Here is a 13561-nt window from a genome sequence, read left to right as displayed (position 1 = left end):
AAATCGAGGAAAAGAGTGAGATTTTTAGGTATCGACCTCGGTTGGACTTCCGGAGCTAGTGGTTTATGCTGCCTAGGTTGGTCAGCGGGATGCTTGCATTTGCTGAATTTAGAACGGCGACAACCTACCGAGGATATCCTTGGCTGGGTAGATCATTGGGCTTTAGCAAACCAGGGAGCAATAATTGCAGTAGATGCCCCAACGCTGATCCCCAATGAAACAGGGATGCGCTTACCAGATAAGCTGACTCATCGGTATTTTGGTCGCTACCATGCCGGTTGCTATCCAGCTAATCTCAGGCGTCCCTTTGCCCAACGTACGGTAGCATTTGGTCTGAGTCTAGAGGCAAGAGGTTTTGTCCACGCCCCGCTAATTGTGGCTCAACAGCAGGGACGCTTCCAAATTGAGGTATTTCCTCATCCAGCAATGGTGCACCTCTTCAAGCTCAATCGCATCCTCAAATATAAAAAAGGCAAACTAGCTCAACGCTACTCAGAAATGCTGAAGCTGCGTCAGTATATTCTAGAGATCCTACCTACTCTAGAACCATCCCTCAATTTTGCTGCCTCCGGACATCTGGATGATTCAGGTTTGCCTGAAATTCCTGTCAGTGGTAGTGCCCTCGGTAGCGCCCTCAAAGCAGTTGAAGACCAACTAGATAGCCTGATCTGTGCTTATGTAGCAGCCCATTGGTGGTATTGGGGTATTGAGCGCAACTGGGTACTCGGTGACGCCACTGAGGGATATATCATTGTCCCTGCACCTGATGAGTTGGGCGATTAACCCTAGGGCGTTGCACATTAGAGAATAATCGAGGATAAAGGAGAGGTCAGGGGGTAAAGAGGTATTGAGCGAAGAATCAAGTCCCAGACCAGAGTTCACCTTGCCGCAATTTGGTGGCACAATGATAAACGTCATCCAAAACTAACTATACAGGTATTCAAGTGAGTCCGACTGCCCAAGCGTCTACAACTGCTCGCCGAATGGTTTTTCCTTTCACTGCAATTGTGGGTCAGGAAGAAATGAAACTGGCTCTACTGCTGAATGTGATTGACCCGAAGATTGGCGGGGTGATGATCATGGGCGATCGCGGCACCGGCAAATCCACCACCATTCGAGCTCTAGCCGACTTATTGCCGGAAATTGACGTAGTTGCCGATGACCCCTTCAATAGTGACCCCAACGAACCCGACTGGATGAGTGAAAACGGTGCTTCCCACTCCAGAGAAATTATCAAGAAAAAAGTGTCGATGATTGACCTGCCTTTGGGGGCAACAGAAGACCGGGTTTGCGGCACAATCGATATCGAAAAAGCTTTGGCAGAGGGAGTCAAAGCTTTTGAACCAGGCCTGTTGGCAAAAGCTAATCGCGGTATCCTCTACGTAGATGAAGTTAACCTCTTAGACGACCACTTAGTCGATGTGCTGCTTGACTCAGCGGCCAGTGGCTGGAACACCGTGGAACGGGAAGGAATTTCTATTCGCCACCCGGCCCGTTTTGTTTTAGTCGGTTCCGGTAACCCAGAAGAAGGGGAACTGCGGCCGCAACTGCTAGACCGTTTTGGCATGCATGCGGAAATCCACACAGTCAAAGAACCAGCCTTGCGAGTGCAGATTGTTGAGCAAAGAGCCCATTTTGACAGTAATTCTGAGGAATACCTTCAACAACACCAGCCTCTTCAAGAAGAGTTGCAAAAGCAGATCGTCATGGCCCAAGATAAACTGCCTAAAGTCGAGATGGACTATGACCTACGGGTGAAAATTTCTGAGGTATGCTCAGAACTAGATGTCGATGGTCTACGGGGTGATATCGTTACTAACCGAGCGGCAAAAGCACTAACAGCCTTTGAAGGTCGCAACGAGGTGACAGTTGATGATATCCGCCGCGTGATTACTCTTTGTCTGCGTCACCGACTGCGCAAAGATCCACTGGAGTCAATTGACTCTGGTTACAAGGTACAAAAAGCTTTCAGTCGTGTTTTTGGCTTGGAAGATTTGTCAGAGAATAACGCAGCAGTGGCAGGCAGCGGTGTCCGATGATGATCGACAATAGTGTTACTGTCCTCTAATTTTCGATTTCCCTAGCCCCTCATGGAAGAGCCACTGATCGAACTCAAGGGAATTTGTAAGTCTTTTGGTAGTAACATTATTTTGGATCATTTGGATCTGAAAGTTTATCGGGGTGAGGCACTAGTAGTTATTGGTCCATCAGGTACTGGTAAATCAACAGTTTTGCGAATTATTGCGGGTCTTCTTGCACCTGATCAGGGTGAAGTTTATCTACAAGGACAAAAGCGTTCGGGTTTAATCGATGATGGTGAAGACCCGATTGGTATTGGTATGGTCTTCCAGCAGGCAGCTTTATTCGACTCGCTAACAGTAGAAGAAAACGTTGGTTTCCTGCTTTATCAGCATTCTAAGCTATCCCCAGAGCGGATTCAGAAACTAGTTAACCGCAGTCTGGATACCGTGGGAATGTCTGGTATCGGACACCTCTACCCGGCGGATTTGTCTGGAGGAATGCGCAAGCGTGTCAGTTTTGCCCGTGCTATTATGACCAACCCCGATAACCCTCAAGAAAACCCAGAAGTTATCTTGTACGACGAACCAACGGCAGGACTTGACCCAATCGCCTCGACAGTCATTGAGGATTTAGTCCGCCAGTTACAGCGCGACAACAGTGGTTGCAGTACCTATATGATGGTGACACACCAGGAAAGTACGATTCGCCGCACTGCTGATCGGGTGATTTTTCTCTATGATGGCAAAGTACAGTGGGAAGGCGATGTGAGTGCCATTGACACCACGGATAATCCTCTAGTGCAACAATTCTTTAGTGCCAGCACCACCGGTCCAATTCAGGTGGTCGGTTAGGATAACTATTAGCGCTCGTTGAAAAGACAACTAGCTGTGGGTTTGCTATGGAGCGTTGTTGATCTGGCTAATATCTTGCTACAAGTTTTTAACGTCACTCCAACTCATTGCTTAAGAGGTGGGAAGCGAGGATTTCTCCGCTGAGGAAGGGGGGAATCACTGAATCAGCCTTGCACAATCAGAGGATGAATAGGGGAGAAGGAGGACAAGGGAGACACGGGAGACAATGGGGAAAAGAACCGCCAAAAATCTCCAATTATCCCCTAACTAAGCAACACCCAGAATTGTTTTTTGATGGTTATCAGCGGGTGCTAGATCTGAGCTGATCAACAAGAAAAACTAAGTAAGACCGCCAGTTAACAAGCTAATAGCTAGGGAAGGAGGAATCATGCGATCGCGAACAATCCGAGAGGGATCCGTTGGTTTATTATTCTTAGTAGGAATTGCTGCCTTTGTGGGCTTGGTTCTGTGGATACGTGGTTTTAGTTTTGGTAACCGCAGCTATAAATTCGTTGTCAGTTTTGCTGAGGTAGTTGGCATGCAAGTAGGAGCACCAGTACGTTACCGTGGCGTCACCGTGGGAAAAATCATCGAACTCCAAGCCAGAACTAATGGCATTGATGCCACAGTGGAAGTTGAACCTGCTAGCTTGTTAATTCCTAGGGATGCCTCAATTGAAGCCAATCAATCCGGTTTAATTGGTCAAACCACGGTTGATATTACACCCAAAAACCCAGTGTCAGCCGATGCTTTGTCGCTCAATCCCCTCAGTCCTGATTGTAATTCCAATCTCGTTATTTGTAGTCAAGATCACCTCAAAGGCGAAATTGGTGTCAGTTTTAATCAACTACTACGCAACAGCACCGAGTTTACTGAGCTTTATACCAACCCAGAATTTTCCCAAAATGTCAATTCCCTAACCGAAAACGCCTCCAAGGCAGCGGGTGGAGTTGCGGAACTCACCGGAGAACTAACCGTTTTGTCTCGCTCAGTTCGGCAAGAGGTGGAATCCTTTTCGACGGCGGCTGATTCCATCACTCAGGCAACAAATAAAACCACTCGTGAAGTGGGTGTGGCAGCAAATCGTATTGGTAATACTGCTGAACAATATAGCGTGACTGCTGGCGAACTTAATAAGCTGATCAACTCTGCTAATGAGCTAGTAGTCACAAATCGGGGTACTCTGGTCAGAACATTGGATAATATTGCTCAGACTAGCGAGCAGTTAGGGGGCTTATTGAGCAGTCTAAATAACACAGTAGAGGGGGTCAATTCCGAAGTCAACAATCTTAATACTGGGGGACTCTTAAATAATTTGGAAACTCTCTCAGCCAATGCAGCGGCAGCATCTGGAAACTTGCGTGATATCTCTGCTGCTTTGAACAGTCCGACAAACTTACTGGTATTACAACAAACCCTAGACTCAGCTAGGGTAACTTTTGAAAATACTCAGAAAATTACCTCTGATTTGGATGAGCTGACTGGTGATGCTTCTTTCCGTAACAATCTTAGAGATTTAGTTAATGGACTTAGTCAGTTGGTATCTTCAACCCAGCAACTAGAACAGCAAGTTCAGATAGCAGAGTCTCTTGAACCAGTCCATGACAAGATTAAAACCGTTGTTCCCAGTTCTGTCAATCAACCACTAGCTTACGAACAATTTCAACCTCCAGTTGAGCCAACTAAACTCAGTTCTTCGCCGCAGGCACCAAAGCAATTATTAAAGATTTTGCCTCCGGCACCTAAGAAGGAGATGCCTTTGACTGGTAACTTAGAATAAGTTACAGATTTTTTCTCTAAGGCAAAGGAAAAACCAACTTTCACTTTTGTGCCTTTGACTTGAGAGTGCTAACGGCTCGAAAGCTCTACGTTAACAGAGAGAGCCAACCCGGATAGGCACAAGAATTTTCTACTGATAACTCTGGTCCTTGATAAGTTTGGCTGATCTGACTCAGAACATCATTAAAGCTATTAATCGAATTTGCTTGATCGCAGGGCATCTCAAAAGCAAAAGTCCACCAGGTATCTTGGCTGATACTTAGTTGGGTGATTTCGCAAGAGATGCCTTGGTGCTGGCGTTGTTTCCGAATCTTTCTCACGCCTACCCAAGGCTTTTTGTCAGCAGTATCTACTGGTATGAAGCTTTGTTGCTCTAAATCTTCACCAGTCCACTTGAGCCATTGCTCTACTTTCCCCTGCCAACCGTTGTCAAATCGCCAAACACCTAATTGGGTCTTGCGCCATTTTATTTCTAGATTCCCGTGCCGTAGTTTGACGTTGAGGTATTCACAGCTTGGTACGTAGAGATACCAGTCTTCTCTATCTTCTGGTCTTTCTGCTGGCGCTCCTAGCAATTTACCAGGACAATCAGCAGTAAACCAACTGTCCACTTCCAGGGGTAGTTTGCCATGATTAAACCAACGTAGTTCTAGAGTAGTTAGCATAGTTAGTCAGTCGAGTTTTGGACTTCGTTTTAATGGTAGAAAATAAAGACCAGCAACATCCCCAAGAAAAAAGAGACTGCGATATTGTCGAGGGTCTTTTGCAAGGGGAACCGAACGACTACAATTTAGCGGAATTAGCCCGACTGCGGATTCGCTATGCTGGTTTTCCGGGGGCTAGAGAGATTCAAAACAATCTTGATCTGGCTTTGCAACGATGGCAAATGACTGAAGAGCAACTTTTTGAGATGACCCGCAAACTTCACGAAGCTGACCAAGTTTACAGACTAGGGCGCAATTCCCAAAGAGAAGAGGATTGGAGCTGAGTAGATTAGTAATTAAGTATAGGGAAGTCCCTTGTTATCAAGCCATCAAAAATTAACCGCAGTCTGTTTGGATCTCCAGAAATGAGCTACAAAATATATGCACCGAATGTGCATTTATTCGCCTGTCATCTACGTAATGAGGCTAGTGATTATTATCCCTTTAGGACAGAATATGATGAACAACTTCTATGGAGAAAATGTTCTGATATTTTTGCTAAATTTAAGATTACTCAGGAACTTAAACTTAAAACAGCTTCAGAAGGTTACCGGGTTAATTTACTAGACGCTGCAAATAATCATCTTTTACCTTTAGAAGGAGAAATTTTTTATCCAAGACAAGCCCAAAGGATTACAGGTTGTGTCTGTCCCCTCCAAATAGATAATGCCTACATTCTGGCTTTGAATCTGCGCATTCCTGAATTTGATCAACAAGGACAGAAAACGGAGCAGGTAGATACTGCTGTTTTCCAAAATTTTAATCCGGCTAAGTGTTTCCTACCGAACAAAATTAATAGCTCATTGGGGCAAACTCTGCTCTTAACTGCTTGGCTATCCCAGAGTCAGCAACAACAATCTCCCGCCCAGTGGAGAGCTATAGCTAATGAGTGTTTGCAAAACTTCTTAGGAGACAAACTTGATAATTGTCCAGCCTTGTATCAGGAAGGAAATTTATTTGGTAGTCCCATTTTTGAGTATGGTATCCCTGATCATTATCATGCTTTTGGTCATGTTTTTGTTTGGTTGTTTTTTGAACAAGAAGCCGACAATAGAGCTAATCAAAAACTAGTTAAACCTAATGACAATTTTGTCTATTTCTATCAAACACTTATTGATTTATGTTTATATCGCCAAAAAATAATTAAAGCTTACCAATTCAGTGCCAGTATCTCTTTAGACATTTATCAAGGATATCAACAAATTAAGCAGACGTTTCAGGAAATAGCTCAACAAGTACCAGAAAGTGACCAAGTACTAGTTGCTGAGCAAGGTTCAAATTTATCTGAAGGTGCGATGGATTACCTGAAGGAGCAACTTAGAACTTTGCCTAAACTGGCTTTAGTCTATACAGAATGGCTACGACAGTTAGAGAATTATCGGTTAACTATTAACACTAATACCCAAAAATATGCAGAAAAAATTAAAGGAATTCAGCAAAGATTTCCTCAAGAAGATTTAAGCTTTTTAACATTATTTAATCAGCAAATTTGCGTTAATTGGCAAAATCAAATTCAATCAGCTTTAGATTGCTGTGTCCAAAGTTCTAACCTAATAGATAAAGGAATCGCTTCGATTCGGGGTATTGTAGAGATCGAGAAGGCAAGAAGCGATCGCGCCCTAGAAAAAGCAGTAAGACAAAGTGAAATAGCCAGTCAAGCCAAGGAAAAGAAACTACAAAACCTGATTATGGTCGTAGTTATTGGCTTGGCATTAATTGCCTTGTTATCCTAGGTAATTGATTTTAATAGCCTGGTTTGAGGATATCTTCTTTACCAGGTCTAATTTTAGGAATGAGTCTTGTTCAACCCTAAAGATAGGCAATTAGTTGATGGCGGTTTTGAGGTAGGAGCAAACTAGAAATTGCTCAGGTTTATCTAGCAAATCCAGCTAAAAGAAAGTACACCGAATACAGTACCAATCATTGTTATCGTCCTTGCAGTAGTAACACCCATCCCACCAAATGCAGGCTTTGTAGGAAGATAAACAACGTTCAGAATTTAGTAGTGTTGCTACTTCATCTTTCCTATTTGCTGAAACTCTACTTGCTTCTTGCTCAAGCGTCCTTTGTAGCTCCTCAGAAACACGCTCTAATGCCTGGATTTGTGCCATTTAAGACCTCGTGAGTTACTTAATTTCTATTTTTAGAGCTTTTACCAGTAGCAGAGATAGCTAATTTTGCTACGGGACAGACCACAATACATTTATTACTGCATACAATAATACACTAAGTTATGAGATTATTTGTTTTATTGCAAATTTTCTTTAAGAGAATAGCCAGCTAAGTAATATTATTTAATAATTGCTCTAGCTGTTAGTCGTTAAACTGATCCAACAACCGGGAGGTGTTAATCACCAAAACTTGCATCCAGCTTCGGCGATTTCTGAGTAATCTTCTCTTGAGTAATCGGTAACTCAATGACAAATTCAACGCCTTGACCAGGAAGCGAACGACAAGTAAGTTGACCGCCGTGCTTTTCCACCACAATCTGGTAGCTAATAGACAAACCTAAGCCCGTGCCTTTACCTGGTGGTTTTGTAGTGAAAAAGGGGTCAAATACTCTACTGTAGGCTTCTGCTGCTAAGCTTGGGCCATTGTTAGCAATGTAGACGAACACTTTTGAGCCTAAGGTGTCTGTGCCATTATGGTTGCTTGGTGGGGCAGAGTTTGTCAGCACGCAGGTACGAATCTGAATCCAGGGCTTTGTCGGTTGGCAGTTGGCTGCTCGTACCAAGCTAGTGGTACTGAGATGTTTTGGGCGACAACATTGACTATTCGAGCTTTTAAAGTTCCATTCTTGAGAACTTTGAACCTTTAATTGGTCAGTACTCAAACCTTCTAAAGCATCAATGGCGTTGCTGATAATATTCATGAATACTTGATTGAGCTGTCCTGGATAGCACTCAACTAAGGGAAGTTCACCATAATCTTTGACCAGTTGAATTTCAGGACAATGAGAGTGTTCTTTGAGTCGGTGCTGTAAGATTAGTAGAGTATTATCGATTCCTTGATGAATATCTACCCGCTTTTTCTTCTTTTCATCGAGGCGGGAAAAATTTCTTAAAGAGAGAACAATTTTAGAGATACGCTCAGCACCTTCCCTCATCGAGCCTAGCAACTTGGGAAAATCTTCGGTAATGAAGTCTATATCAATACTTTCCCGTTTTTGGATAATTTCTAGAACTGGCTCAGGATAGTGCTGTTGGTATAGCTCTAGCAGCTTGAGCAGCTCTTCGGTATACTCACTCGCCGGGTCAATATTGCAAGAGATAAAGCTGACAGGATTATTAATTTCGTGAGCTACCCCCGCCACTAATTGACCCAAACTAACCATCTTCTCATTATGTACTAACTGGGTTTGAGTTCGTTGGAGTTCACTTAAAGCTTGCTCAAGTTCCTGGGCTTTCTCTTGTTCTTGCTGAGTAAGTGTCCGCAAAGCTAACTCAGAGCGTTTGCGCTCTGTAATGTCGCGCAAAACCGACAAGTGACGTCCAGGGAGGAAGTTAGCCCTAGCACTACACTCAACTTCTCGTCTGGTGCTGTCAGGCAAATGCAAACAAAATTCATGTCTCATCTGACCTTGGCTCAAAAAACTCTGCCAAAGTTCTTGAGTTTCCAGAACCTGAGAAGGCTCAACAAACATGGTCATCGGGCATCCTCTGATTTGTTCGAGCGGCAGACCAAATAAGGCGCAGGCGGCGGGGTTAGCATCGACATAACAGCCATTGTCATCGCTAATCACGATGCCATCAAGAGTACTATCGAAGACAGCGCGAAACTTCTGCTCGCTTTGCAAAAGTTGAGCTTCTGCCTGTTGGCGTTTACTAAATGCGGCTTGGCGTTGGCTAATATCTTCAATCAAACCAATGGCATATTTAACAGCACCCGTCTCGTCGCTGACTAGTGATACCGCCAAATTAACCCAGAGCAATTGACCATCTTTACAGATGTAGCGCTTCTCTATGGAGTAAGTTGAAATTTGATGGGCTAACATCTGACGCTGATACTCTAAATCAACCTGCAAATCTTCGGGGTAAGTAATTTCTTGGTAAGTTAGGTGTAACAGTTCTGCCTCCGTATAACCCACCAACTCACAAAAGCGTTGGTTAACTTGGAGAAAACAGCCATCTGGGCTTATTTGAGTAATACCCAGGGCAGCTTGCTCAAAAATAGCGCGGTAGCGTGCTTCACTTTCTCGTAAGGCAGCTTCTACCTGTTGGCGTTCCCCAATTTCTTCTTGTAATCGTTCAACTACCTCTCGGAGTTCGGCAGTACGCTCCGTTACTCGCCTTTCTAGATTCCTATTAGTTTCAGCAAGCTGAATCTGAGCCTGCTGTAATTCTTGCAAAGATTGGGCAAGTGCTACGGATTGTCTTTGAGTTTGGGCTAGTAATTCCGACTGCTGTAATGCTATTCCCAGTTGGGCAGCAATTTGCTGGATAAATTCAATCTCCCTTTCCTTCCAGTGACGCGGACTCGAACACTGGTGAATACACAACAATCCCCAGAGCTCATCTCCTTTGAGGAGTGGCACCACCAAGTTAGCTCTGATTTGGAAACGGGAGAGAATATCAATATGGCATTCACTCAAGCCAGCACTATAGATATCAGAAATTGCTAAAACTTGACCCCGTTGGTAGGGTAGAGCATATCGCTCGCCAAAGCATCGGTCGTAAACTTTAGCATTTAGGGCAGAATTAAAAGGTGGCAAAACCTCTTCTGAGATAAATTTGCCCTCATTAAAACTAGATTCAGGATCAAAGCAAAATATAGCTACTCGTTCAGCATTGAGGAGTTGGCGAACCTCTGTGCTTGCTGTCTGGAAAATTGTCTCTAGCTCCAGAGATTCCCTAATTTTGGCAATAACAGTAAACAGCGCCCTACGTTTTCTGGCTTCTTTGAGTTCTGCCTCTACCCGCTTGCGCTCAGTAATATCAGTTTGTACGCCAATATAATGAGTCAAGTTACCAACAGCATCTCGCACTGGAGAGAGGGAGAGATCATTCCAAAAGAGGGTGCCATCCTTGCGGTAATTTTGTAAGGTTACACGGCAGGTTCTGCCTTCCCGTAGTGCCATCCGCAGTTCTATCAAAGCGGGTTGCTCTTGCTCCTTTGCTTGCAAGAAGCGACAGTTTTTACCAATTATTTCTGATGCTTGGTAACCGGTGAGGCGCTCAAAGCCGGGATTGGTGTAAACAATTGGGTTATCGGCCTGGTTAGGGTCAGTGATCACAATACCATTATCGGCCGCTGCGATCGCTCTTTCTACTAGCTGCAAGCGCTGTTCTGACTGCTGGCGCTCGGTGATATCTTCCGCAATACCCAGTAAATATCGAGGTTTTCCCACTTCATCAAGAATGGGAATTCTCCTGACATTGAATATTCTTGAGCCGCGATGGGTTGTTTGTACAGGTTCTGCCGGATTATCGAGAAACTGACCACTAGCGAGAACCTCTCGGTCTTGAGTAATAGACAAAGAAGCCTGCCTTTCTGGAAAAAGATCATAGTCGGTCTTGCCAAGTACTTCAGAGGCAGAGTAGCCCATTAATTCGCTACTAGCCTGATTCCAGAAAATAAAACGTAACTCCTCAATATCTTTAGCAAACACTCCCACAGGTAGATTTTCTAACAGAGAGTTGAGGAATATTTGAGTACGCTGGAGTTTCGCTTCTGACCGTTTACGTTGAATCAATGAACCTAACTGAGAGGCAAGAACTTTTACCAGCTCAATTACTTCTTCTTCTGGTTCGCTAGCTTCTTTTTTCAGAAAAAACAGAACTGCGAGCACTTGCTCATTAAAAAGAATCGGAACACCAAAACAGGCTTTTAAGCCTACTTCTTTTGCTAGTTGGAAACGCAGGAATACTTCTTGTGATTCAAGGGAAACATTCGTGAGCCAATAAGGCTGCTTGGACAGGCAAATTTGCTTGATTAGTTTTCTATCTACAGGAAAGAAAAACTTTTCACTCTTGCGTCTAAATCCTACAAAACTTTGGTGACTGGCATACCAACCTTTACCGTATTCAAAAACAGTGGCGTCTCTGTTAGGAATCCAGAATTCGCCAAAGTCCCAATTAATTTTTTCACAAACTTGAGTAAGGGTTGCTTCCAAAGCAGAGTTAAAATCGGCTGCCTCACTAATTGCTTGGGTTGTTTTTAGTAAAAGTTGCAGTTGAGCATTACGTTCAGTGAGTTTTTTCTGTTGCTCTAAGACTTGTTTTTGTTGCCAAGCAATAGTTAATTGATTTTTAACTCGAACCAAAATTTCTGGAACATCAAAGGGCTTAGTAATATAATCTGCGCCCCCAACCTCAAATGCTTTTACCTTATCTAAAACTTCGCTTAAGGCACTCAAAAAGATTACTGGGATTTCTGCAAATTCTTGAGATTTCTTCAATTCTCGACAGACTTCATAGCCGCTAAAATCGGGAAGATTAATATCAAGCAAAATTAAATCAGGTGCTGCCGATTCCACTGCAATTAGAGCCAGTTCTCCTTTAATGGCAGTTCTGACTTGATACCCCTGTTCTTTGAGTACCGTTTGTAGAAGACGTAAATTTTGTGGATTATCGTCAACTAATAATATATCTGACTGGGAAGCCAATAATAAATTATTTTTCATTAAAGGAAGCTTGAGTCAAATCAATGATTAAATCTGCCAAAGCTCAGGAAAGTGGCCTAGGAGATTTAGGAATTTGCTTAATAAGTCAGACAATTTGCTCACGATCGCTACCAAGTGCAGCAGTGCGTAGCTCTACTAACCATTCTAAAGGCATCAACCTTAAAGCCTCTTACAAAAGCATCTCCACTATCAATAGCAAACGCCAAGCTTTTGATTGAGAAGGTAATAAGATGAGCTGCTGAGGGCGAGAATCCCAAAAAGCAAATAGAAAATTCAGCTCATAAGCCGGTTTGTGGCGTACGAAGCTTAATTAACCATCGGTGCACTGGGAGAATTATAGATGCCCCATTCTTGAATATTGCGACCATTCAGAATAGACTCAGCGCGGCTAATTTCTTCTTGTGAACCCTTGACAATGACTAAATAGTCCCCTGCCGAAACGCGATCGCTGTAAACTTTAGCTCGGTCTTCGGGAATCCCTAAACCCACTAGTGCTCCAACTAAACCACCAGCTACTGCACCAACCGCACCACCCGTAATGATACTGGTAATTGTAGCGGCTTCAGCTCCGGCAAAAATAATTGAACCAATTCCTGGAATCGCCAGACTACTTAAACCTACCAGTAAACCAGTTAATCCTCCCAAGGCACCACCTGCAAGAGCACCAGTGGCAGCTCCTTGCTCAGCGTGATCACTAATACGCTCTTTAGTTTTAACACCAGTAATATCTTCGTGTTGGTCAGCATCTCGCACAATCAGGGAAACTTTGTTTAGCGAAAATCCCGATGTTTTCAACTGCTCAAGAGCGGCTTCGGTTTCCTGATAAGTTGAGAAGACACCAACAGCGCGCTGCTCTTGATTTAGATAGTTATAAGTAGTACCAGAGGTAGCGGCATCGACAGGAGTTATACCTAGTGGTGAAGGGTATCCTACCATCGGAGCGCCAGCCGTAGTTGCACCGGCACCTGCTGGGGTAGCAAATCCAGCTGAAGTAATGCCCATTCCAGTCCCATAGTTAGTCGGAGCATCATAAATTTGCCATTCTCTGATACCCCGCAGCAGCAGGATTGAAGCGGCGCGACCTAGCTCATCGGTTGTACCTTCAATGATCACTAAATACTCTCCTTTGTCGAGTAGATCATTATAAACAGTGGCTTGTTCTTGAGGAACTCCTAAGCCGCCTAAAGCACCAACTAAGCCTCCAGCAGCAGCGCCTACCGTACCACCAATTAAAACATCACCAATGACAGAGGCTAGCGCTCCCCCGACCAAGATCGGGCCGAATCCAGGAACCATAGTCGCACTTAAGGCTCCAATTAAACCGACAAAACCTCCCGTGACACCGCCAGCCAGAGCACCTGTAGCCGCACCGATACCTGTCTCCTGCTCGTCCGTGAGTTGTTTCACCTCAACGCCAGCGATCGCGTCTTTCTGGTCAGCATCCGGCGCGATCAAAGAAACTTGACTCATGGGAAAACCGGAATCCTGGAGTTCTCCCAGTGCATACTCAGCTTCTTGTCGTGTTGAAAGTACGCCAAAGGCACGCTTGTCTTGACTCACAACCATTTTTTAGATCCTCGTCT

At 44.1% G+C, this 13561-nt stretch carries 10 protein-coding genes; 7 read left to right on the top strand and 3 right to left on the bottom strand.

Annotated elements, in window-relative coordinates; genetic code table 11:
• Positions 1 to 15: 15 nt before the first annotated feature.
• From ACT7WV_RS24620 to ACT7WV_RS24605, 4 genes are all read left to right on the top strand, one after another.
• On the top strand, positions 16 to 783 hold the full coding sequence (locus ACT7WV_RS24620; protein WP_445105397.1) for a DUF429 domain-containing protein: 768 nt from the start codon (positions 16 to 18) through the stop codon (positions 781 to 783).
• A 161-nt stretch (positions 784 to 944) separates the two neighbouring features.
• On the top strand, positions 945 to 2039 hold the full coding sequence (gene bchI, locus ACT7WV_RS24615) for a magnesium chelatase ATPase subunit I (protein ID WP_463424199.1): 1095 nt from the start codon (positions 945 to 947) through the stop codon (positions 2037 to 2039).
• Between the two features lie 51 nt (positions 2040 to 2090).
• Positions 2091 to 2873 carry an ABC transporter ATP-binding protein gene (locus ACT7WV_RS24610; protein WP_445105396.1) on the top strand — a complete coding sequence of 261 codons (783 nt, stop codon included), beginning with the start codon at positions 2091 to 2093 and terminating at the stop codon, positions 2871 to 2873.
• 388 nt (positions 2874 to 3261) lie between these two features.
• Positions 3262 to 4653 (top strand): MlaD family protein, encoded by a 1392-nt coding sequence (locus ACT7WV_RS24605; protein WP_445105395.1) that lies wholly within the window; start codon positions 3262 to 3264, stop codon positions 4651 to 4653.
• Between the two features lie 85 nt (positions 4654 to 4738).
• Here the strand turns inward: ACT7WV_RS24605 and ACT7WV_RS24600 are convergent, their stop codons facing one another.
• The gene (locus tag ACT7WV_RS24600) at positions 4739 to 5317 is read right to left on the bottom strand and encodes a hypothetical protein (protein WP_445105394.1); all 579 of its coding nucleotides are present in this window, start codon (positions 5315 to 5317) and stop codon (positions 4739 to 4741) included.
• 32 nt (positions 5318 to 5349) lie between these two features.
• On the opposite strand from ACT7WV_RS24600, the gene ACT7WV_RS24595 reads away from it, so the two are divergent.
• Together ACT7WV_RS24595 and ACT7WV_RS24590 are read left to right on the top strand one after the other, a co-directional pair.
• A complete protein-coding gene (locus ACT7WV_RS24595; protein ID WP_445105393.1) occupies positions 5350 to 5640 on the top strand; it encodes a DUF3288 family protein in 291 nt (96 codons plus the stop codon).
• 81 nt (positions 5641 to 5721) lie between these two features.
• Positions 5722 to 7089, top strand: a complete 1368-nt coding sequence (locus tag ACT7WV_RS24590; RefSeq protein ID WP_445105392.1) for a hypothetical protein — start codon at positions 5722 to 5724, stop codon at positions 7087 to 7089.
• A 614-nt stretch (positions 7090 to 7703) separates the two neighbouring features.
• Here ACT7WV_RS24590 and ACT7WV_RS24585 read toward each other — a convergent pair.
• Entirely contained in the window at positions 7704 to 11978 is a 4275-nt protein-coding gene (locus tag ACT7WV_RS24585) for a PAS domain S-box protein (protein WP_445105391.1), read from the bottom strand.
• Between the two features lie 23 nt (positions 11979 to 12001).
• Between ACT7WV_RS24585 and ACT7WV_RS24580 the strand changes: the two genes are divergently transcribed.
• On the top strand, positions 12002 to 12196 hold the full coding sequence (locus ACT7WV_RS24580; protein ID WP_445105390.1) for a hypothetical protein: 195 nt from the start codon (positions 12002 to 12004) through the stop codon (positions 12194 to 12196).
• 88 nt (positions 12197 to 12284) lie between these two features.
• Here ACT7WV_RS24580 and ACT7WV_RS24575 read toward each other — a convergent pair whose 3' ends face one another.
• Positions 12285 to 13544, bottom strand: a complete 1260-nt coding sequence (locus tag ACT7WV_RS24575; RefSeq protein WP_445105389.1) for a general stress protein — start codon at positions 13542 to 13544, stop codon at positions 12285 to 12287.
• Between the last annotated feature and the right edge of the window lie 17 nt (positions 13545 to 13561).

This window comes from Symploca atlantica LB2515 (genome assembly GCF_052546295.1).
The sequence above is the reverse complement of the archived record's forward strand: the minus strand, read 5'-3'. Positions and strand labels throughout refer to the sequence as shown.